20 protein-coding genes are annotated in these 22,290 nt (G+C 50.7%); 4 read left to right on the top strand and 16 right to left on the bottom strand.

From position 1 onward, the window contains the following. Nucleotides 1-16 precede the first annotated feature (16 nt). Nucleotides 17-1,153 (bottom strand): GGDEF domain-containing protein, encoded by a 1,137-nt coding sequence (locus Q0Y46_RS07510; protein ID WP_295682820.1) that lies wholly within the window; start codon nt 1,151-1,153, stop codon nt 17-19. Nucleotides 1,154-1,534: 381 nt separating this feature from the next. Between Q0Y46_RS07510 and Q0Y46_RS07505 the strand changes: the two genes are divergently transcribed. Further along, nucleotides 1,535-2,947 carry a sugar porter family MFS transporter gene (locus Q0Y46_RS07505; RefSeq protein WP_366522497.1) on the top strand — a complete coding sequence of 471 codons (1,413 nt, stop codon included), beginning with the start codon at nt 1,535-1,537 and terminating at the stop codon, nt 2,945-2,947. Nucleotides 2,948-3,104: 157 nt separating this feature from the next. On the opposite strand, the gene Q0Y46_RS07500 is transcribed toward Q0Y46_RS07505, so the two are convergent. From Q0Y46_RS07500 to Q0Y46_RS07480, 5 genes are all read right to left on the bottom strand, one after another. Beyond that, nucleotides 3,105-3,446, bottom strand: coding sequence for a hypothetical protein (locus Q0Y46_RS07500; RefSeq protein ID WP_295682816.1), 342 nt, complete (start codon nt 3,444-3,446; stop codon nt 3,105-3,107). A gap of 65 nt (nt 3,447-3,511) precedes the next feature. Beyond that, nucleotides 3,512-3,829: an AzlD domain-containing protein gene (locus tag Q0Y46_RS07495; RefSeq protein WP_295682812.1), complete on the bottom strand. Its 318-nt coding sequence runs from the start codon at nt 3,827-3,829 to the stop codon at nt 3,512-3,514. Next, nucleotides 3,829-4,551, bottom strand: coding sequence for an AzlC family ABC transporter permease (locus tag Q0Y46_RS07490; RefSeq protein WP_297946283.1), 723 nt, complete (start codon nt 4,549-4,551; stop codon nt 3,829-3,831). Before Q0Y46_RS07490 ends, Q0Y46_RS07495 begins: the two co-directional genes overlap by 1 nt. Before the next feature lie 126 nt (nt 4,552-4,677). Further along, the gene (locus Q0Y46_RS07485) at nt 4,678-7,380 is read right to left on the bottom strand and encodes a CIA30 family protein (RefSeq protein ID WP_297946278.1); all 2,703 of its coding nucleotides are present in this window, start codon (nt 7,378-7,380) and stop codon (nt 4,678-4,680) included. Nucleotides 7,381-7,687: 307 nt separating this feature from the next. Beyond that, a complete protein-coding gene (locus Q0Y46_RS07480; RefSeq protein ID WP_295682804.1) occupies nt 7,688-8,122 on the bottom strand; it encodes a hypothetical protein in 435 nt (144 codons plus the stop codon). A 94-nt stretch (nt 8,123-8,216) separates the two neighbouring features. Between Q0Y46_RS07480 and mltG the strand changes: the two genes are divergently transcribed. After that, nucleotides 8,217-9,224 carry an endolytic transglycosylase MltG gene (gene mltG, locus Q0Y46_RS07475; protein ID WP_295682801.1) on the top strand — a complete coding sequence of 336 codons (1,008 nt, stop codon included), beginning with the start codon at nt 8,217-8,219 and terminating at the stop codon, nt 9,222-9,224. A 28-nt stretch (nt 9,225-9,252) separates the two neighbouring features. On the opposite strand, the gene Q0Y46_RS07470 is transcribed toward mltG, so the two are convergent. The 8 genes from Q0Y46_RS07470 to Q0Y46_RS07435 all read right to left on the bottom strand — a co-directional run bounded on the left by Q0Y46_RS07470 (nt 9,253) and on the right by Q0Y46_RS07435 (nt 18,820). Next, a complete protein-coding gene (locus Q0Y46_RS07470) occupies nt 9,253-11,568 on the bottom strand; it encodes a patatin-like phospholipase family protein (protein ID WP_297946275.1) in 2,316 nt (771 codons plus the stop codon). Nucleotides 11,569-11,587: 19 nt separating this feature from the next. Continuing rightward, nucleotides 11,588-12,589, bottom strand: a complete 1,002-nt coding sequence (locus tag Q0Y46_RS07465) for an ATPase, T2SS/T4P/T4SS family (RefSeq protein WP_295682796.1) — start codon at nt 12,587-12,589, stop codon at nt 11,588-11,590. A gap of 11 nt (nt 12,590-12,600) precedes the next feature. Beyond that, on the bottom strand, nt 12,601-14,271 hold the full coding sequence (locus tag Q0Y46_RS07460) for an ATPase, T2SS/T4P/T4SS family (RefSeq protein ID WP_297946273.1): 1,671 nt from the start codon (nt 14,269-14,271) through the stop codon (nt 12,601-12,603). After that, entirely contained in the window at nt 14,268-15,071 is an 804-nt protein-coding gene (locus tag Q0Y46_RS07455; RefSeq protein ID WP_297946271.1) for an ABC transporter permease, read from the bottom strand. The genes Q0Y46_RS07460 and Q0Y46_RS07455 overlap by 4 nt, the downstream gene beginning before the upstream one ends. Continuing rightward, nucleotides 15,058-15,981 carry an ABC transporter ATP-binding protein gene (locus Q0Y46_RS07450; protein WP_297946269.1) on the bottom strand — a complete coding sequence of 308 codons (924 nt, stop codon included), beginning with the start codon at nt 15,979-15,981 and terminating at the stop codon, nt 15,058-15,060. Before Q0Y46_RS07450 ends, Q0Y46_RS07455 begins: the two co-directional genes overlap by 14 nt. Before the next feature lie 12 nt (nt 15,982-15,993). Then, complete coding sequence (locus Q0Y46_RS07445; RefSeq protein ID WP_295682786.1) at nt 15,994-16,299, bottom strand: hypothetical protein; 306 nt, start codon at nt 16,297-16,299, stop codon at nt 15,994-15,996. A gap of 154 nt (nt 16,300-16,453) precedes the next feature. Beyond that, nucleotides 16,454-18,136 carry a putative transporter gene (locus Q0Y46_RS07440; protein ID WP_295682783.1) on the bottom strand — a complete coding sequence of 561 codons (1,683 nt, stop codon included), beginning with the start codon at nt 18,134-18,136 and terminating at the stop codon, nt 16,454-16,456. 120 nt (nt 18,137-18,256) lie between these two features. Then, nucleotides 18,257-18,820 (bottom strand): FISUMP domain-containing protein, encoded by a 564-nt coding sequence (locus Q0Y46_RS07435; RefSeq protein WP_295682780.1) that lies wholly within the window; start codon nt 18,818-18,820, stop codon nt 18,257-18,259. Nucleotides 18,821-19,085: 265 nt separating this feature from the next. Here Q0Y46_RS07435 and Q0Y46_RS07430 point away from each other — a divergent pair, with 265 nt between their 5' ends. Both Q0Y46_RS07430 and Q0Y46_RS07425 read left to right on the top strand, forming a co-directional pair. Next, nucleotides 19,086-20,018 carry a bile acid:sodium symporter family protein gene (locus Q0Y46_RS07430; protein WP_297946267.1) on the top strand — a complete coding sequence of 311 codons (933 nt, stop codon included), beginning with the start codon at nt 19,086-19,088 and terminating at the stop codon, nt 20,016-20,018. A 200-nt stretch (nt 20,019-20,218) separates the two neighbouring features. After that, the gene (locus Q0Y46_RS07425) at nt 20,219-20,623 is read left to right on the top strand and encodes a GNAT family N-acetyltransferase (protein WP_297946264.1); all 405 of its coding nucleotides are present in this window, start codon (nt 20,219-20,221) and stop codon (nt 20,621-20,623) included. Here Q0Y46_RS07425 and Q0Y46_RS07420 read toward each other — a convergent pair. Together Q0Y46_RS07420 and Q0Y46_RS07415 are read right to left on the bottom strand one after the other, a co-directional pair. Beyond that, entirely contained in the window at nt 20,604-22,079 is a 1,476-nt protein-coding gene (locus Q0Y46_RS07420; RefSeq protein ID WP_297946261.1) for an RNA-binding domain-containing protein, read from the bottom strand. The genes Q0Y46_RS07425 and Q0Y46_RS07420 overlap by 20 nt on opposite strands. Nucleotides 22,080-22,092: 13 nt before the next feature. After that, nucleotides 22,093-22,266, bottom strand: coding sequence for a hypothetical protein (locus Q0Y46_RS07415; protein ID WP_173382104.1), 174 nt, complete (start codon nt 22,264-22,266; stop codon nt 22,093-22,095). Between the last annotated feature and the right edge of the window lie 24 nt (nt 22,267-22,290).

Raw genomic sequence — 22,290 nt, 5'->3', positions numbered from 1 at the left:
GGCTAGGGGCTGGAGCCTAAACGCTCGAACGTTTGTCTTCGTACATTTTCTGGTCGGCAGCGACAATGCTATCCCTAAAGGTTGCAGCACGGCCATCCCAGTTGGCATAGCCCATGCTCACCTCGATTGTATAGGTCAGCGAACTTTTCCGATTCTCGATTTCTTCTTGCAGGCATCCCCGGACCACCTTGAGCACCTCTTTGGGAGTTTTCGTCTGCGCAATCATTAAAAACTCATCGCCGCCATAACGGCACAGGAAAATAGACATTCTCAACCGCCCACACGCTTTCTTGAGCGCCCGCGAAACAAGCACTAGCGCCCGGTCGCCTTCCATGTGCCCGTACGTATCGTTAATTTGCTTGAAATGGTCCACATCCACCATAATCACAAAGGAGGTTTTCGCCTCCCGCTGCAAGAGCAGATACCGCTGCAATTGGTTACGGTTGTTGAGCGAAGTCAGGGGATCCGTCGAAATCAGTTGGTTCTGCGAATTCAGATAGACAAACAAGATTATCATGGTACACCAGAAGCAGAATACCGGCGTCGTCAGCGATAAGAATATCTGTAACCCGGCTGCGACAATGCAACCCGGAGTGTAGCTCGCTATAACCAGGTATGTCTTTAGGTTCTGCCGATTCTGCGGTTTAAGCCCACGGACAATGCAGCGGACCGTCACCGTCATGATGTAGACAAACGGCAAGAACGACAAGATAAAGTAATAAAGGTCGCATGGTTCTAGATTTTCATCGAGCCAAAAATCCGGAGCAACTAAAAATGCGACGAGCAACAACACAATTTCCACGTAAATCGGAATCCGCAACCTTGACTGGAGATGGCGAATTTGTACGCGAGTCATCTCAGGACGCGTACTCATTTCTGCATAAATGAAGCAACTATAGAACAGAATCGCTGCAATAATCGCATTCGAGTAATTCACAGCCAGAACGCTGAACGTATTTTTCGGAAGGACGCTATCATTCACCAGCGCCCAAAGCGCATCGCTAAAGAAATAAAGAATATGCCACAGCACCAACCTGTGGAATAGCGTGAATCGCAATTGCGGAGTGGGAAGCCGCTTAATACTATACAAGAGAAGCATCAGGACACATGCGCATCCGATACTCACTTCCGTATAAAATACAAAAACGCTCATAACGAATAAAATACATTCATTTCAATAAAATGTTCATAAACCGCACTTTGTTCTCTCAGCAGTGTGTCTGAAGTCACTCTTGCGCATTGCCGTCAATAAAACACTGTAATACACATCAAATTCTGCATGACTTCCTTTCTTATAAAAAAATTAAAACTGCTCCCGAAGCAAATTTTTTTTATATAAAAACTGCGTTCTCTCCCTATTTGAAACACACTCCAATCGCCTTGATGCTCCATCCATAAAAAGCTTTTTAGGGGAAATCGTACGCCATTTGCACCAAAAAACAGCAAACATATTCCAATTTGGAATATGTTTTTCGGCTTTTTATTCGCCATTTGTTGTTTTTTGCGCAAGAATCAAATAGTTTATTTCTAGAACATTCAAATCAGAGAGGTTCTAGTGTCTAACGCAAAATCGAATTTCGGGCATATCATGTTGATCACCCTGTCCGCGGCTATCGGCGGATTTCTCTTCGGCTTCGACTCCTCCGTGATTAATGGAGCAAACGGTGCCCTCAAAATTCACTTCAATGCAACAGATTACCAGCTCGCCTGGGCTGTTTCGCTTGCGCTGATCGGTGCCGCGGTCGGTGCCTACTTTGCTGGACGCCTGGCCGATTCGTTCGGTCGCGTGCGCTGCATGCTCGCCGCCTCGGCGCTGTTCCTTGTGAGCGCCATCGGTTCAGGCGTCCCGTTTGGCATCCCTGACTTTATCGTATGGCGCGTCATCGGTGGCGTGGGCATCGGTGTCGCAAGTATCATCGCGCCTATCTATATTGCCGAAACGGCACCGGCCCACCTGCGCGGCCGTCTCGGCTCCATGCAGCAGTTCGCCATCGTGATTGGCATTTTCGTGGCGCTGCTCTCGAACTACCTCATCGTGCGCATCGCAGGTTCTGCGAACAACATGTGCTTTGGAGGCTTCAGGGCTTGGCAAATCATGTTCTGGGTCGAAATCATCCCGGCAGCGCTTTATGGAATTGCCGCCTGGAGGCTCCCGGAATCCCCCCGTTATCTTGTGCAAAAGGGCCGCCTGGACGAAGCCAAGGAAGTCCTCTCCAAGATTGACTCCGACGGCGTAGACAAAGAAATTGAATCCATCCACGAAACGTTCAAGAACGAAAAGCCCGCAAAGCTCACCGACCTGCTCGAAATCGTCGGCGGCAAGAAGCGCATCGCCCCGATTGTATGGGCGGGCCTCGGCCTCGCCATCTTGCAGCAGCTCGTGGGCATCAACGTGATTTTCTACTACGGCACAATGCTCTGGCAGAGCGTGGGATTCGGCGAAAGCGACGCCTTCTTTACGAGCGTCATTTCGAGCGGAATCAACCTGGTCATGACGATTGCCGCCATTATGCTCATCGACAAGATTGGCCGCAAGCCGCTCCTGCTTATCGGTAGCGTGGGCATGGCCATCACCCTAAGCACCCTGACACTCTGCTTCATGAGCGCAAATGCCGACGGAAGCCTCCCGAGCGCAGCAGGCGTCACCGCCCTCATCGCTGCAAACCTCTACATCACCTTCTTCGCGGTGTCTTGGGGCCCGGTCATGTGGGTGATGCTCGGCGAAATGTTCAACAACCGTATCCGCGCTGTGGCTATCGCTATATGCGGTCTCGCCCAGTGGGGTGCGAACTTCGTCGTGACCTGGAGTTTCCCGGTACTCACGGGCAAGGACGGCATCGGTGTCGGCCCGACATACGCCATTTATTCATTCTTCGCCATTTTCAGCATCTTCTTTGTTGCAAAGTTCATCAAGGAGACAAAGGGCAAAGAACTCGAAGAAATGTAATTCCCCCACCAACACACACGAGAAAACGCCCTTCGGGGCGTTTTCTTGTATATAAAGGTATTGATTTTAGCACTGCGTCACCAGAATCCAGTACGAACTAGCAAACAAAGCGGCAAACGCAGCATGTCGTTATGACAAAGAGCAGAGCCTTGAAAAATTACTTTGCCCTGAGATCGGCGATTTCTTGCTCCAACTTCTTGTTGTAGCCATCCTGCATAGCGCAGGCGTTTTTCAGATTTTCGATTTCTCCAGCCTGCTGCCCGACCTTGGACTTCAGCTCTTCGCATTCGGCAGCGAGCGTCTGCTCGGTTTCAATGTGCTTCTTGAGCTGGCCCATCAGGTCTTCGTTAGCGGCACGGGATTGTTCCGCGACGCCTTCCGCAGTCTTGATGGCAGTATCATCGGCATTTTTCTGTACCTTTTTTTGGACTTCCCTTGCGGCAATAAAGGCAAAGCAGGCACCTACGGCAACACCAGCAAAAAAACTTTCAGGTTTCATTATTTACCTCGCTTTTTCAGGTTCTTTTTGAACAATATAAACAAAAAAAAGCGAAAAAGCCACACTTAGAACAAAAGTGCGGCACCGTCCACGCCCAAAACGGTCAAGCACGCCACAATGGCCACCACGACCAGCCCCCGGCCAAACAAGCTGGCGACAACGGCCGTGATTAAGGCAGCCACCCCAGCCAACCGGCTATCCGTCGCATAGAAGATTGCAGGCACCGTCATGGCGCTCAAAACCGTATAAGGGACATAGTTCAAGAAGGACTTCCAAAAACGGCTTTCCAGCTCTCCCTTAAGCAAAATAAACGGCACCGTGCGCAACAGGTAGGTGACGCCGGCCATCACGAGCAGGTATTCAAAATACGTCTTCAGGTCCATCAGCGAGCCTCCTGGGGTGGCTTATTGGCCGAAGTATCGTCTATGGGGAACAGTGCGGCACATACAAGCGACGCGACAACCGCACAGATGATGATGGCAAAACCGGCACCTACACCGCTCAACACCGGCACAAACTTGAAGGCAAAACTAAGCGCGATCGCAATCAGCACGGCAACAAGTGTAGGACGGTGTGACTTCATTGCTGGCACGACAATAGCGACGAACATGCCATACAGAGCGACCCCGAGCGCATTCACCACCATATCGGGCAGAATTTGCCCACAAACGGCCCCTGTAAGCGTCCCGCCGCTCCAACCGAGGTAAGGCAGCACCATCAGTCCCAAGAAGTACTTCGCGTTCACCTTGCCCGGCTTGGACATGGCTACGGCGTAGATTTCATCGGTAATCCCCGTACTCAAGAGGATGCGCTTGAGCGTCCCGAAATTAGAATCCACCTTCTGCGAAAGAGAAATAGCCATCAGCGAATAACGCAAGTTGATGAACAGGCTCGCTACAGCCATCTCGAGAAGCGTTCCTGTCGCCGAAGCCATGATGTTGAGCCCAGCAAACTGGCCAGCCGAGGTCAAGTTCGTCATAGAAATGAAGGTTGCCAAAATCCACGAATGCAGAACGGCTCCCGCATTGATGCCAAAGGCAAAGGACACCGCGAAATACCCGATTCCGATAGGCAACCCGTCTTTTACACCTTTCGTAAATTTCATGGCCCAAATATAGCAAAAATCCACAGGAAAACTATGCAAATATGCAAATAAACGCAAAGCACTGTCGGGATGCAAAAAAAAGGGCCCGCCGAGGCGGAACCCTTTAATTTCTTTTTTTTAGAAGGATTAGCGAATCGTGACGCGAGCAGCCTTGGCTTCGCTACCGCGGATGACGCGGACGATGTAGCTACCCTTGCTCATCTTTTCGAGAGAAACGGTGTTGGAACCGGCGTGCATAGATTCAATGGAGTTCGAAACAGCATGACCCATCAAGTCGAAGATCTGGACGCGGACAGAGCTGGCCTTGTCGATGTTGATGGAGAGGTTGTTGCCCTGGACACCGAGCACGATGCTGTTAGAGGCAATACGGACAGCCTTGATAGCGTCCTTAGTAACCTTCACGCACTTCAGATCGTCAACGTAGAGGAAGTTAGGCTTCGGCTGATCCATAGAGGCCTTCCAACCGAGAACTTCCCAAGCCATCTTCTTGATGTGGGTAAAGTCCAAATCCTTGGCTTCACCCCAGCCCATCTGGAGAAGATCTTCAAAGGCGAGAGTAGCAGTCTTCCATTCTTCGGCAGAAGCAGGAACCTTGCTCAGATGGTAGTCATAGTCCGTCACGGAGCCGTCCTGAATCTTGAAGTCATGAGCGGCACCCTTGTAGCGGTAGCTGATAGCATTGCACTGGCTCAGGTCAACACCCTTCGTCGTATCGGCGTTCATGTTAAGGCCGAGAGCAACGAAAGGCCTTTCTTCGTAAGTACCCGGATTCACAACGATGCCCTTCAGGCCGACAAAGCCAGCCGTACCATTCGTCGGATCTTCCGTACCCGGGAACACCACAACATAACCCGGAAGAGCCGGATCATAAGTGTTCGTGATAGTGGAGAGACCACCCGGAACGCTGTCGTTATAGGCATACCACGTACCCGTCGTCTTGAGAACTTCATTGCCATCTTCAACATCGTCGATATCAACAACAGTCACAACCTGAATGGCCGGACCAGTACCACTGCTGGAGGTCGGACCAACGCTACTGCTGGAAGAAGCCGGAGAAGAGGTCGGACCAGCAGAAGAGCTGGACGGAGTTTCCAAAGCGGAAATAGCAGTGATAGAAGCGCCATTGCAGCGAATGTCATCCACATAGAGGTAATCGTAGAGCGGCTGGATTTCGGAAGCCGGGCGGTCAACAACGCCGTTCACTTCCCAAGCCAAACGGTTGGCTTTGCCCAAGTTTGCCTTCAAATCGGTAATCTGCGGATCAGCCCAAGTGGTATGCTGCTGGAACATATCCGGAGTCAATTCAACAGTCTTCCATTCACCCGATGCTTCGGCATCGACAAAGTGGAAGTTGTAGTTGGTGATCGTGGAGAGTTCGACGCGGAAGTTATGAGCAGCGCCCTTGTACTTGTAAGAAATGGAGGTGCACTTTGCAAATTCAGTAAAGTTGGCGGTATCCTTCGTCAGGTTCAAGCCCATGGCGACATACGGAGCCCACTTGTAGGAACCCTGATCGATATAGATGCCTTCCATACCGGCCATGAACTTGGAATCATCGCCACCCTTAGCGGGAATAAGCACGTCGTAAGTTTCCTTGCCGAAGTCGTTGGTGAATTTCGGGTTCGAAATCTTCGTCGAACCACGACCATCCTTGTCGTCATCGGAGTCGGCCCAAGCAGACCAGAAGCCTCCCGTGTAGGTGTAGCGGTCGCCGTCTTCCATGTCGTCGATGAGGTCCGTCGTGGCACCATCGGCAACACCGGTGGAGAATCCGTCATCACCCGTATCGGAACCAAGGTGGTTGCCAAGGCCGCAATCGGAATAGGACGGGCTCTTGTTCATCCAACCCTTCACCATGTTACCAGACTGAGTATATTTCAATCCCTGGTTCAAGGTCAAAGTCGAAAACGCAGCGGACTGTTCGGCAATAGCGGAGGCAGACCAGTTCGCCCAGGAGACGCCGTTCTGGTTCATCCAGTTCACCCAAGCCTGGCTGGCAGACTGGTTCGGAGAGCCGTTACCATCGGAACTAACAGTACCCCATTCCGTAGCGAACACGGGAACGCCCTTGCTCATAGCTTCAGAGGCACGTCCATCATATCCACTACCCACCTGGTGGGCACCTGTTGCAGCATAAAAGTGGAGAGTACAGCCGTAGTTGTTATCGCTGATGCCGGCTTTGGCGCATTCTTCCGGATGGCTGGACCAATCGGGGCTACCCACGAGGATGAGGTTGTCGGAATGAGCACGAATAGCAGGAATCACCTGATCCGCATGACTCTTCACATTGGACATGGAAGCGCCATTCGCCGGTTCGTTCCAAATTTCGAAGATAACGTTGTTGGTCTGACCGAATTCCTGAGCAGCCCAGCTAAAGAATTCCTTCGCATCGTTAGTGTACGATGAAGTACCTTCGGTATGCCAGTCAAGGATAATGTAAATGTCGTTTTCAACGGCAGCACGAACAAGCTTGCTAACCATTGCCTTCTGGTCGTTGGCACCACCCGTGGTGTAAGAACGACCATGGCTATCGAACTTTTCGTCACCGGCACCCAAAGCAAAACGAAGAACTTCGATCCCCATGTCCTTCACCATGAGGCCCATAGCCTGGGCTGTATAGTAAACAAGGGAGCTATCTGCACCCGAGCTCCAGAAAAGGCTCATACCTCTGACCTGGACTGTCTTATCTTTATAAGCAGGGCAAGAACCGGACAGTTTTCCGCCGTTTGCCTTAAGTTCGCCGTAAGTGCTCACAGGACCGACCCTGTTGGGCTTTACAGCGAAAGCCGCCAAAGCGGCAAGCATAATCGTTATAAAAATTTTTTTCATAACATCCTTTCCTTCTAAAAAAAGTGGATTCACCTATCCCAACATAAAAATAGATATTATTTGTGAATCTTCCTTGTAATTTATTTTGATACAATTCAACGGGTTACGTACAAATCCGCGAAATACGTTCAAAAACAGGGAAATTCTGTTTTTTTCAACACATTATCACCCAAAATCCGTGATTTATGTCACCGGAGGCATGTGAGCGTGCACATAAGAAAAAAACATTTTACACGCGGCAAGGATAGAAACAACAAAAACTCCGCCGGAGCGGAGTTCCAAAAACGTTTCAAAAGGCCAACAACGATTAGTTTTCGTTGTTGTGCATTTCGATCTGTTCGCGGTCCATCGTGTGCTGCAAGTATTCCTTGAAGTCACGGTCGATGTTCACGCCATCGAAGTCGATGTCGTCGTTTTCCAACACGAACACGGCGCTCGGGTTATCGAGCCAGCCAACCACGTCCACGCCTTCCAATTTCATGGACTTGTCGCCAGCAGCCTGTGCAACGTATTCGATCTTGGATTTTTCGACCCAACCCTGGCCGCAATTACCTTTCACAAGCACGTCCGTATCGGCTTCCTTCACGATGGTCAGTTCGTCATTGAAGCCTGCGGTACAGACCACGGATCCACCACCCTTTTCCTTGGTGAGATCAACATCGCCGAGCTTGGATTTAACCTTCTTGGCAGCGAAAGAATTGGCAACCAAGAGGGCAAGAGCAATAAACAACACCTTTTTCATAACTTTCCTCAGTTTCATGAAAACATTCAACAATGCTATACGAATATACCTTTTATTTTTCGATTCGGTTGTTTTTCTTTTAAATTTTTACTTAATGAAGAAGATTTTTTTTATTTCGACGGTAATTTTAATCATTTTGGCGATTTTTGCCTGTTTTCAGGCAAAAAATAGGCTAAATGCACTCTCCGGCAACGAAAAAATGGTCCTTTTGGAAATCCCGAAGGGCAGTTCTCCCGCCAAAGTATCGCAAATTTTACATGAAAACGGTATCTGGACCGACGATTTGGCGTTCCAACTGTGGTGTCGTTTGTACAAACCGAACCTGAAAGCGGGCTGGTACGAAGTCCCCGCGAACAGCAAACTCGACGAAATCATCGCCCTTTTCGAAAGCGGAAAGAACGCCGTGAAGAAGGTGACCATCCCCGAAGGCCGCGCCTCGTGGGAAATCCCGTCGTACCTCACGAAAGCTTTCCCGAACCTCGACACGAATCGCTGGAACGCATTGATCCACGACCCGAAGTTCACCCAATCGCTCGGAGTCAGCGCCAAATCACTGGAAGGCTACCTGCTGCCCGAAACCTACCCATTCGCCGTAGACGCCGACGAAGAAGCCATCATCAAGCAGATGGTCGCAGCCAACCTGAAACTCCGCGAACAGTACAAAGACATGGAAGGGACGATGTGGGACACCCTCGGCAGTTGGCACAAAGTGCTCACACTGGCAAGCGTGGTCGAAGAAGAAACAGGCAAGCCCGACGAGCGTCCGCTCATCGCGGGAGTGTTCCATAACAGGCTGCGCATAGGTATGCCGCTCGGGGCAGACCCGACAGTCCGGTTCATCTTCAAGAACCTCACTGGCCCCATCTACAAGAGCCAGCTCAACAGCAACAGTCCCTACAATACGCGCAAATTCAAAGGGCTCATGCCCGGCCCCATATCGAATCCGGGCCGCAAAGCAATCGAAGCCGCTCTCAAGCCCGCCAAGACAGATGCGCTCTACTTTGTTGCAAAAGACGACGGATCGGGAACACATTTCTTCAGCAGCAACTTAAAAGACCACAACAAATACAAGAACATCGCCGCGAAGAACCGCGGAGAATAGTTCTATCAATGGTTAAAACAAATCTGAATTAGAACAGATTGTAATTGCCAATTCGGACAAAGTACTTGTAGTCGCCAAACTTATTCAAGTCGCTGGCCGTCTTGAAATCAACCGTTCTCGTCATGCCGAAAAGCGCATTGATAGACCGGTATGTCAACCTAAACGTGGGTTCCAAAACAACTTTGTTGTTGCCGAGTTCCACCGACGGATTGTCCTCAAAATCACGAACATAAGCACCAAAGAGCCACAGGCCATTCCCTTTGTAATGCAAGGCAGCGCTCATTCTGAGCAGTCCGTAATGATGCGAAGCCAACGTGGCGTTGTACCACTCCGTACTCCACGGAGTTGCCTCCGGATGGAACCTATAGCAGTTGCTCAAGACCTCGTAATCAAAAGCTTTCGGGTAAACATAGCCATAGCCTTCTTCGTGATACTGTTCAAACCCTCCCGCAGCACCAAAGATGAACGTCGCATACTTTCTGGGAGACACCGCATAGTACGCATCCATTTCACCCTTCCAATAAATGGGAATCAAATCGGCACGGCCCAGTTCAAAACCAATGGACTGCAGCCCCAGGTCGGCATTGAGGGCATATCCCTCCGTGGCGAACCACTTGTCCTGCCTGCCAGAACGCAGTTCGTAATGCAAACTCGGCGAAACAGGATAGGTATTGAAGAAGTGTTCATCGTATGCAAGCGTATCCATCTCAAATTCTCTGTTGCCGAATATGAATCCAAGCGAGACATCCTGCGTTTCGCTCAACGAATACGTCGCCTTTGCCGAGAGGTCGCTACGGCGTTCTGAATAAATACGGTCCTCATGAGGGATATCGTTGTTGAAGGATGTGAGTGGGCGAACCTTCTGCCATTCGTAAGCAAACGAAATGCTCCAGTTCTTATTCCATAAACGGTCTATATTGAAATGCGGACGTAAGCCATAACTGTTATAACCCCAGAACCCTGCGACATTCAGGTCAAATTCCATCTGGTCAATAAAGCGGACGCCCATCTCGCCATAGAAGTTCGGGCCAAATGCGTTGGAACCAAAACCACCCGCGGCAATATCGAATACAGGCGAAGATTTAGCCCCAACAATCATGTCGCCATTCGGTTGCATATTGAACGAAAGCGAATCATAGACAGGATTTTGCGTGAGAGCATACGCGAAGCGACGCGGAGCGACTGCCCCTGTATCCGTTTCATCCCAATACGATTTTGCAGAGACATGCTTTTCTGCAGACAAACTATCAAATGTCGGATTATAGCGGAACCACGGATACGTTTCAGACTTCATTGTCTCATAAGCTTTTTTCCGTTCTGGCCCAAACGACAGCGTGTTTACCCGTTTTTCCATAGCAGAAAAACCAGCCTGGATACGAGTATTGTGGAGAGAATCTTGGATTGAATGAGCACGAACAATCAAGCCCGGGCGGTTATTCAAGCCCTCTGCGGCGTATTTTTTCAAAACACGTTGCCACGGATTCCCCGTAACCTCAGCACGCACAGGGTCCGCAATGACAATGATAGGGAATTCGTCGGGAGAATCCTCTGCCGGCAAAGCCAAGTAGGGGCAAATCTCTCCCGATTCCCCATTACCCGGCAAAGGAAGCGATTTCAAGACATCTACGCTCGTATTGCCGACAACTCCATCGCAACCCAACACTGAAAAAGGAATCTTGGCTTTGGCCGATTGACGGAACAAGCTCTCCTGGAATCGGAGTGTCGCCAAAGTTCGTTCCACACCCGCCGAATCTACAACAAGAGATTTAGCTACGCGACGTGGGGCACCAATAGAATCCTGCCGCAAAGCAAACCGGTACCTGAGACTCGGAACTCCATCCAAAGAAATTGGCCATTCAAAAGGATTCGGTTCCGTCTTTGCTGCAATGTTGTCACGGCCGATAAACGGTTCAAAGTCTTCTTCCAAGAAAAGCCTCTGCATATCGTCCAAGCGCATTCCCCTGGACCACAAGAACCCGACCCAAGCCCCCCACGACGTGCCTACAATAGAATCAACCGGAACATGATATTCCTCGATAGCGTAAAGCACACCCAGGTAGAACCAGGGAGAATCCTCGCCGCCGCTCAAGTAAAGCACCGACTTCATATTCTTCAAAGACAAGTCCGCTACTGTAGAATCGGCAGGCACAATCGAATCCGTTTTCACGACGGAATCCACCTTCACCACCGTATCAACGGTCCCGACTGAATCAAAAGCAGCCAAGACAGAATCCGCAGAAGGTTGTTCCACGGGAGGGACAGGCAAAGAATCAACAGGAGCAGGTTCACCCGCCGCGAAGGCAAGCGACACAAACGAAACAGCCAAGGCACACTGAATGCGCACAAGATTTTTCCCAAACAAATTAAGCAAGGCGGGCCGGATTAGAAACATATTTCCCCGCATCTTCACGATTTACATAACCTGAACGAACAAGCTCCGCCAGGCAATCATCCATCAACAACATGCCTTCCGAAGCCGACGACGCAATAATTGAAGGCAACTTGAAATGTTCACCATTACGAATGTGCGTCGCCACATTCTGCGTATTGTACAAGACTTCCCAGGCAGGGACAATCCCCTTCTCGTCGGCAGTGGGCAACAGGCGCTGCACCACGACAGCCTTGAGCACGGCCGCAAGCATCGTACGCACAAGAGAACGCATTTCGGGAGCCGAAGCAGACAGCAAAGCTTCGAGCACACCGACAGAGTTACCCGCCGTCACGTTCACAACGACAAGCGCCCCTGCATTGGCCGCTTCGAGCATCGGGAGCAAGTTATCGCGTTCAAAATCTCCCATCCAGAAGAGGTCCGTCCCGCTGCGGAGCGCCTGATCCATTCTCTTTTCAATTTTCGTTGTAGAGTCCTGGAGGACAAGGCTTTCGCCAGAATTGATATGCAATTCCTCTTTCCCGACAAAACTCGCACGCAACATCCTGCTCGAACACAGCGTGCCCACGTATGCCGATGCCGTCGTCGTCTTGCCGCTGCATGCCGGTCCACCGAACACGACAAGGCCCGAACTGAACCCGAGAAGGTTGTTCATATTCTCTGTAATTCCCAAAGCAGAGAAATCGGGACACTGTTCCAAAATCGGACGGAACACAGCCGCATTACCGCGCGCTTCGCGGAAATAACGGACACGCCAATGAGTGTTCACCCACGGGCCGCCTACCAACGAACCACTTTCTGTTTCGAGTTCGCCCAAAAATTCAACAATCGAGCCCCGTTCAACAACCGGAGCATCGGGAATCGTACACACACGGCCAGCCAAGCGCACCGAAGGAGAAAGGCCTTCCGAGACAATCACTTCGCTAGCACCAATATTCAGCGCATAATCCAAAAGAGCTTCTATTTCTGTAGCCATAGTACACCTCGTCATTTAGCCGGGCGGTAAGACGCAAAACGCCTGTTGTCGTAAGCGCGCTTCCAAGCCTCGAAGCCATCGATGTAGCCAGATTCCACGCACTTCTGCAGGGAGTCATCCAACGTAATGCCCTGATCGTGCTGGCTGCTTATTGCCGCCGCAATCTGCGAGAAATCGTTCTTGCGAATCATGTTCGCGACTGTGGACGATACCTTCATCGCCTCGCACGCAAGGATAAGCCCCTGGTTCTGCACAACCGGCACCAACTGCTGCACAATCACGCCCTTCAACTGTTCGGCGAGCGTATAGGCAAAATTAGTCCGCGAGACTTCGGGCACGGAGGCCAAAAGGCGAGAAAGCAACGCATGGATATTGTTACCAGTCGTCACAGCGAACACGAGCGCACCAGCGTTGGAGGCTTGCAACAACAGCGAAAGTTCATCCATGTTTTCGAGGTGGTCGAACAGGATGACATCGGCACCGTTGTTCATGGCAAGTTCAATTCCCTCGACTCCCGAATGCACATGCAGCCCGACTTCGCGCTGGGCCACTGCACCCGCCGTATTACGGAGAAGGCGCTCTATAGGCTTCTCGACGGTTTGGATGTAGGTTTCCCTGTTCCGCATGATTGTCTCGGCATAAGTAAGCATCGTCGTCGTGCGACCACTGAACGACGGGCCCGCAATGAGCACGAGACCGCTGGTCAGTTCAGCAAAACTCTCACAGAACGGCGGCAGGTAAAGGCTTTCGAGCGAAGCCGATTCCGCCTGGATAATGCGGATCGATACGCTCGGGACACCTTCGAACCAAGTCACCGAAAGGCGAATTCGACCAACGCCCGGAACACCGGCCGTCTTGCTGAAGTTCTCGCCTTGAACAATCTTGTATCCGTCGTCAAAACAGTCCGCGACATCGTCCAAGCGGTTCGACAGTTCCGAAACGCTCATCGCTTCTTCGGTAACAGGGACAATGTTGCCCGACTGGCGCATGGCCACCTGGCGGTCCGGATAGAGATAAATGTCTGTCGCGTTGAACTTGCGGGCAAAGGCAATCATCTCGGCAAGCGACGTCGTCGGCGAGAGCGATTCGGGAGCCTGGACCGGAGCACCTTCACCACTTTCAACTGCAAAGTGGGTGGGCAAAGCCTTGGCCGGTTCCTCCGCCACTGCAGGGGCCGCAGGAGCCTCCGGTTCGCTTTCCTGCATCGTGGGCTTGAACTCGGCAAGCTGGGTCGATTCAAGACCGGCAACCGCCTTGACTTCCTTCGCCGAAATAGAAGACTTACCGTAAATGTCGTTCCCTTCGATCTGGAGTTCGCCCTGGCTGGAGGACGCGGGCGCCGAAGGCGCCTCATTCGCCGCGGCCTTCTTCGCAGGAGGAGTCGCTTGGGCCTTCGCCTGTTCCTTAGCCTGTTCCTTCGCCTTCGCGGCTTCCCTTTCCTTGGCCGCGGCAATGGCCGCCGCATTCGCGGCGGCTGCGGTCTCCGCTTGAGCATTCTTCGCCTCAAGGTCGCGGACATACGCAAGGACCTTCTGGTAAAGAGCGGGCTTCAAGAGCCCCACCTCGACAAGCACCTGCCCAATATCCTTGGAATCGGAGACTTTGTCTTTGTAAGCGTTAATCTGATCCTCGGTCACAAGTTTATTGTAGACAAGGACCTTCGCCATGTACTGGTTTCTCATAAGAAATCCCTCCGGCTAAACCACCAGCTGGCCACTCCGAGGAACACGCATACATAGCCCAGCGCATACAGGGAATTCCACAGCAGATAAAGGTCCGGCAAAGCAAGCCCGTGGACCACGTAAGTAGAGACATTGAACCGGTACAGCCCAGGGAACACAGCATGCAAGACCACCGCGACCTTTTCGAGAACCGCCGTCGAGGCATCTCCCATCTCTCCCATACGGCTTGCGAAACGCACCTGTTCCAAAAGTTCCTCGCTCAAGTGCCCGGCAAGGTAAACGCCCAGCGTGAATAGCGCACTAAGGACAGTGCTGCTGAAACTGCTGAAAAGGAGCGCAACAGCGATAACGACCGCCATCTCACAGAAAATCAGGTATATCGCAACAAGGAGGTACAACGTCGGTTCTGCACTCGTGAGGAACAAGATGGCATAGTAGATTCCCGTGAGCAAAACCAAGTGAACCGCCACCACGGCAAGCAAGCCAAAATACTTGCCGATGACAAACGACGCCCGGCTAATAGGCTTGGACAAAAGCGTCAGCACCGTCCGCCGTTGGATCTCCTTCTGCACCAGGCTTATCCCCACAAAAATGGAAATCAGGAGGCAAGAAAGGTTCATCACGGTAAGCGTGGTAGACTTAATCACGTAGGCACGGTCGAACACGGACCATTCGCCCAGCACAATGCTGAACAAAGCAAGCCCAATAGCGAGCAAAATAATGTTATAAAGAATCTTGTCGCGAATCGATTCGCGGAACGTATTGAGGGCAATAATGCCAATATGCTTAAGCGTCTGCACGGGCAATCTCCTCCGTCAAAATATCTTCGAGGCTCGGCCGTTTGTGGTCCATCTTCTCAACAGCAATCCCGTTCGAGAGGCAGAAGGCAAGCAGGCGGTCGCGGGCGGCATCGTCAACGCACACCCACTCCTGCGGGTGCCCCGTCGGGGCGACGCCCTCGGGGAGGTCGTTCTGGAGTATCGCCGCGCGCGTGCGCACGTGATACTCCACCCCGCAGGATTCGGTAATCTCGTCGACACTGCCTTCGCGGACAATTTTTCCGTCGACAATCATCGCCACGCGGTGGCTGATCGATTCCACATCGCTGAGAAGGTGGCTGGAATAGAAAATCGTGACCCCATCACGGTTGAGCTCCTGGATGGCCTCACGCACATCGCGGCGGCCCATCGGGTCAAGCCCGCTCATCGGTTCGTCCAAAATCAGGAGTTTCGGCTTGGCAAGGACGGCCTGGGCAATGCCCACGCGTTGCATCATTCCCTTGGAATACGAGCGCAGGCGCCTGTCAATCCAGTCCTTGTCGGCATGCAAAAGCTCGAGCGCCCAATGAATGCGGGAATCGAGTAAGGAACCTTCGAGCCCCACGAGCCTGCCATAGAACTTGAGCAGTTCACGCCCAGTCAGGTAGTCGTAAAAGTAGGGCTGCTCCGGGGAATAGCCGATAAAGCGGCGGCTTTTCACGTCGCGCGGCGAAATCCCGTTCACCAAAACCTTTCCCGAATCAAAATTCAACAGGCCAGTCAGCACCTTTATTGTCGTTGACTTGCCCGCTCCGTTAGGGCCGATAAATCCGTAAACCTGCCCCGACTCCACATTAAAACTCACATCCTTGAGCGCAAGCTTCGGTTTCATCAAAAAACCGCTGCGATACGTCTTGTGCAAATGCTCTATCTGTATCATGTAATCGCCCATATTTTCCTTCACCTATGCGTCTTTCTGCTCGTCATCAGTTTTCGGAGCGTTTTCAGAAGCGCTCCCCTGGAACACACGTTCCTCGGCTTCCTGAATCTGGCGTTTTCTACGTTCGGCAATACGCTTCTTGTTCAATACGAAATAAATTGCCGCACCCACGAGATAGACCGCAATACCCGAATAGAAAATGGGATTGATGGAAGTTCCTTCCAGTCCCGGAAACACATTTAAAATCAAATTATGGCCAAAAAGGCTCAGGAGTACGAGCACAAAACCAAGCGCCCGGAGCACGTAAGTCACAACAACCAATTTCTGCATAGCGATACCTCAAAAACAGCACCTTTCGGGTGCGTCCTCTTTTTCAAGAAAAATACACAATTATTGGGTGGAAAGACGAAGAACAAAAGAAAAATGCCAAAAAATACGCAAAACAGGCCGCATCGCGGCCTGTTCCCATGGCATGACGGATAAGTTAGGCCATTTGCAGAAGCAGAATGGCAAGGACCTGGCCACTCAGGATACGCAGCAACATGGTCAGCGGGTAGACCGAGGCGTATCCGATATTCACCGCCTCACTGTCGGCTTGGCCATTCGCGAAGGCAAGCGCGGGCGGATCGGTTGTGGCACCGGCAAGTACGCCGCACAGCGAAAGGTAGTTCACCTTGAAAACCAGGTGACCGATAGCGGCCATAATGGCAAGCGGCAAGAAGGTAATCAGCGCGGCAAGCGCCATATAGTGGAAACCGTCCCCATTCAAAAGCACATCGAAGAACTTGATTCCCGCATTCAAACCCACACAGCTGAGGAAGAGCGTGAGTCCGAATTCACGGAGCATGAGATTCGCGCTACTTGCCATGAAGAAGTTGAGCGGGCCTATTTTGCGTTTACGGCTAAGCAGGATAGCGACAATCAGCGGACCACCGGCAAGCCCGAGCTTGAGCGGAGTCGGCATGCCCGGAATCGCGATCGGGATGCTCCCGACAACAACACCTAGGAAAATACCCAAGAACGCAGGCAATATTTCGGGATGGTCTAGTGCCGTAAGCGAGTTGCCCAGTTCCTTCGCAGCAGCCTCGATTCCCTCGGCAGGTCCAACGACCATTAACTTATCTGCAAACTTGATGCGCAAATCCAGACGCCCCGTAAACTTGAACCCGCTGCGGACCACGCGACTCACGTTCACGCCATAGCGTTCCGCAAGGGCGAGCGAACCGATTGTCCGGCCCAAAACCTTCTTGTTCGTTACGAGGATGGTTTTGACCTGGATAGGTTTCGCCGTGTCAGATGCGAACTGGGTTATAGGCTTTTCAAGACGTTTGCCAATGATTTTTTCCATGACGGCAACCGCATCGGGCATGCCCACGATATGCACCTTGTCGCCCTCTTCTATCACCGTCTTTCCGTTCGGGGTGAAAATATCGCTGCCGCGCATGAGGCGCGTGATGACCACCCCGCTCGAAATCAAATCCGGGATTTCCTTGAGCTGGATTCCATACAGGTTCCGGTTCTCGACCATCAGGCTACACGACTCGATCTCGCTCGTATTGGCCGCGATGTCGGCCGCATAGTCCTTCGCCGCCTGGTTCGGGTTTTGCCGGAAAACAAGGCGAGCCAAAATCATTACGAGGATAATCCCTATGACACCGAAAGGATATGCAACAGCGTACCCGATACCCGTCAACGACGCATCCACCCCGGCCGCGGCAAAGGCAGAATTCGCGGCACCCAGAGAAGGTGTGTTTGTAACAGCGCCGCAAAGCATACCGACGAGCACGGGTACGTTGTTATGCATATCCGTAAAGAAATAAAGGCAAAGCGTCACCATGACACCCAGCAAGACAACACCCGTCGAAAGCACGTTGAGCACCAGGCCGTGACGCCGGATGGAATCCATGAACCCAGGCCCTACCTGCATACCGATCGTGTAGACAAAGAGGATGAGGCCGAACTCCTGAATAAAGTGGAGCACATTCCCCTCAACCCGAAGCCCCAGATGCCCAAACAGGATGCCCACGAAAAGCGCACCCGCCCCGCCAAGGCTGATTCCCTTGACCTTGATTTTGCCCAACATCAGGCCAATGGCCGCAGTGAATGCTATCGCGACAACTTGTTGCCCGACCGAGGGCTTGGTAAATAAGTCGATGAGCCAAGTCATAGAGGATTTGAGGTCGGCACTTCGTGCCTTTGAGGTGTGAGGTCGCGGCAAAGCCGCTTTGAGGATTGTTGAAAGTGATCAGTGGTTGGTGATTGGTGGTTAGGAAGAAGGTAGGAAAAATTACTCTTTTACGCAGCGGACGGAGGCGGCGATGCTCTTGTTAAAGTGCTCATAAGCAATGGATGAATCGGTCACGCGGACGAGATAGGCGCGCGCATCGTCGTAGCTGTCCCTTGTCCAGAAACTTGCGCTAGCATCCTTGTCTACGAACTTTCCGTCGAAATAGCGGAATCCGGCAAACTGCATTTTGAACGCATCGTTCTTCTTGATTTCGGCCGCAGTGGCGCTACCGAAGGCGGCCTTGAAATCCTCCTGAGTGGGAAGCGTCCAACCATTGGGGCAAAGGCCATTGTCCGCGGCATTCCAAGTGTAGAGACGGCCCATCGTTTTGCAGTTAGCATGATCGTTGCCGTAGCAGATGCTGGAATCGGGAACGTAAACTTCCATATTTTCAGCCATCCAGACCTTACCCGCAAGAGTCACTGTCTTGTAAGTTTTTTCAGGGCAAGAAAGCGTATTCGCCGATTCATCGTAATTGCAAGAATAGCCCTGTTCGCAGGCAGCAAAAAACATAGCGGCACACACGACAACAGGCAAAGTGACAGTCTTGAAAAACTGATTCATAACAACTCCTTTAATGCAGAAGAAAACAATTATTTCGTTTTCGTGGCCAAATTTAAATATGCCAATTCATAATGTCTAATAGATTGTTTATATTGAATTAATCAATATTTGTTATAGATTAAACTTTGCGTTGCAGAAAAAGCGTGTACGGAACAAGGTGTAATTTTACCAAAATCATACTTATTCTATATTAAAACATATAACTTGTTTCTGAATTGAACGTTACGATTCATAAGCACATGGAGTTATCATCAGGAGAAACTTAATGCACATTCTTGAAAAAATCAGTGAGTTCGTTGGCAAGTGGATGGCTGTAGTCGTTTTGGCCATCGCGGCGCTCTCGCTGTTTGTCCCGAAATCAACGCTCTGGATAGAGCTTTCGTGGGTGAATTACCTACTGATGGTCGTGATGTTCGGCATGGGGCTTACGCTCAAGCTGAGCGATTTTAAGCTCGTTTTTACGCGGCCGAAAGAAATCACCATCGGGTGTGCGGCACAGTTTATCGTGATGCCGGCGCTCGCGTTTGCGCTCTCCAAGATTTTCGGGCTCGATGCTGCTCTGATGGCAGGTGTTGTGCTTGTGGGCACGTGCCCGGGCGGAACCTCCAGCAATGTTATCACCTACCTTTCGAAAGGCGACGTGGCGCTTTCCGTAGGCATGACGAGTGTGAATACGCTGCTCGCGCCCGTACTGACTCCGGCAATTACATATTTGCTCTTGCGCACCACCGTGAACGTAGATGTTATGGCGATGTTCCTTTCCATCGTGAAGGTCGTCATCGTGCCGATTGCGCTCGGGTTTGTCATCAATAAGTTTTTCGGTAAATGGACTGCGCGCGCCGTCAAAGTGCTTCCACTTGTTTCCGTGATCGCGATTGCGATGATTGTAGCCGCAGTCGTCTCGCACAATGCCGCGAAAATTCTTTCCACGGGCGCTATCGTGTTTGCCGTGGTGATTCTCCATAACTTGCTCGGCTACGGCTGCGGTTTTGGCCTCGGAAAGCTGCTGAAATTCTCGACGCCCAAGACGAAGGCGCTTTCCATCGAAATCGGCATGCAGAATTCCGGACTTGCGACAAGCCTTGCAGCAACTGCATTCTCGTCACTTGCCATGGCGACCGTCCCCGGCGCCATCTTCTCCGTATGGCACAATATCTCCGGCGCGATACTGGCGAATGTTTACCGCCGAAAGGAATAACCCCGTTTTGTCATGCCCGCCTCACTACTTATCATCCCCGCTTTTTTGTCATCCCCGCCAACCCATTGTTATTACGAGTTCCCTTTTTGACACCCACACTTCTTCATTTGTCATTGCGAGTTCCCCTTTTTGTCAAACCCAATTCTTCATTTGTCATTGCGAGTTCCCTGTAAGGGAACGAAGCAATCTCCAGCATAATTATGACCATTGAATACAAAAACACCCACGAATTTTCTGAACAAGATTTAAAAGACCTCTTCCTCTCCGTCGAATGGTCCTCGGGGCATTTCCCCGACAAGCTCGTCGTCGCGATGAAGAACTTCAAGACCGTCATCTCGGCCTGGGACGGCGACAAACTCGTCGGCATGATTTGCGCGATGGACGACGGCATCATGAACGCCTACGTACATTACCTGCTCGTGCGCCCCGAATATCAGGGCAAAGGCATCGGCAAAGTCCTCGTCGACAAGGTCCATGAAATATACAAGGATTACCTCCGCATCGTCGTGGTCGCCTACAACGAAGAAATCGCCTTCTACGAGCATTGCGGCTTCAAGAAGGCCGACGACGCAAGCCCTATGTTCATTACCAGCTTGTGGACGTAGGTTCCTTTTTTACCCAATAGCCGCCAGTCTTTTTAGAACCACGACGTTCAATAATCTTCTTTTCAAACAAAGAGCGAATGATTTTATTGAAGGTATCTCTTGGCATGTCAAGGGCTCCTGTGATTTCCTTTCCCATACAGCCAGGATTTCTCATAATAAAATCAAAGACCTTTGATTGAGATGCGTTAAGCGATTCTTTTATATTCTTGATTAATGTGCCATTTAATGTGCCATTTAATGTGCCGTTTAATGTGCCACTTAATCCGCCACTCTTTTCTCCTTCTGGCACATGATCTGTCAACGGAATCTCCGCTATAAAAATATCATTATCCACAAATTTGGGTTTTAGCCCAGAATAAATTTCGCACAGGTCACTAATTTTACGGATGCCCGTACCAAGGTATTCCGCAAACCCCATCTGGGCAAACATTGTGGCGATATGCGGATTCTTAGGATAAGAACAAAGTTGAGATGCTATTTTCTCGTACGCAAAGGGCTTATTCGCGTTATTCGTCACAAGCTTATCTTTATAAATAACGAGCGTTGTTGGAATCGGATTCATGTATTCACGATGAATCAGCATATTCGCAATCACCTCTCTGAAAATCTTGTCACGCAAAGAGAGTCTTGTTTTCCCATCCAAATAGAATTTGTCTGGGAGATGCTTTTCGATAAACTCGTTCAGCAATTCGTAACCATCAATCAGGTTGCATGTAACAGTCAAGCGATCATCGTAACGCATCAGGTCTTGTTTGCGGACTATTGCTTCAATTTTATAATATGGCAAATAACTTGAAATCGCTTCGTCCGTACCGAACAGCATAAGTGCAGCAAGTGTATAGCCCGACTTTCCAATGGTAGAATCATAGCGAATCAAACCCGCCGCTTTGAAAAATTCTTCCTTATTCAACTTAAGCCATGGGTGATTAGACCTGATGGAACGAATCAAATCCTTGGTCTTTTTTAGCATTCCGCGCTTAATGTCTATTTCGCGAAGCCCCGGATAAACCGTATTTTCCGTATAGCTGTTGCTTTTGCGCAAATACATCGCACTAATTGCGCTTTGCGTCTTTACCACAAAATCGCCATCGACGCTACGGTCAAAAACCTTCTTGTTCGTCTTGTGGACCTGCGAACTGGCGGGAACAAAGAAATAAATCAATTTTTTGTCTTTGTAGTCAACAACTTGCGGGTCAATCAAGTTCTGAGGATCCAACTTTTCAGGGTTGTTGCTTAAATTCGCTATTTGCTTACAAATCTTTTCAATGCAATTGGGGTCAACACCCTCAATTTTTTTGTCGTCTGTGACTCCAAGGACAATATGGCCCCCATTGCGGTTTAAGAACGCCGCAACGGATTCGAAAAGATTGTCGGGCAATGCAGTCTTTGCCCTCTTGAATTCGACAGTCAAGCCTTCGCCCTGACGAATGATTTTCCTCAATTCTTTTTCATCCATATCGGCACCCCTTTCATCCTCTCGGATAGCGTAGTTTAGCGCCGCATTTAGGGCAACGCAGAATCAGTTCCTTAAGCCGTTTGATTTCGGCATCTTTTTCTTCTAGTACCTTGGCAAAATCCCCGATTGCATTGTTAGCACTGCGATTCGGGCCTCCGTTGAATTTTCCGAAAATTTCATCGAACATGATTACTCCTTATAAATTTTAGTT

It is taken from the genome of uncultured Fibrobacter sp., assembly GCF_947305105.1.
GTDB lineage: Bacteria > Fibrobacterota > Fibrobacteria > Fibrobacterales > Fibrobacteraceae > Fibrobacter.
This window is presented reverse-complemented; position numbering and strand designations above follow the sequence as displayed.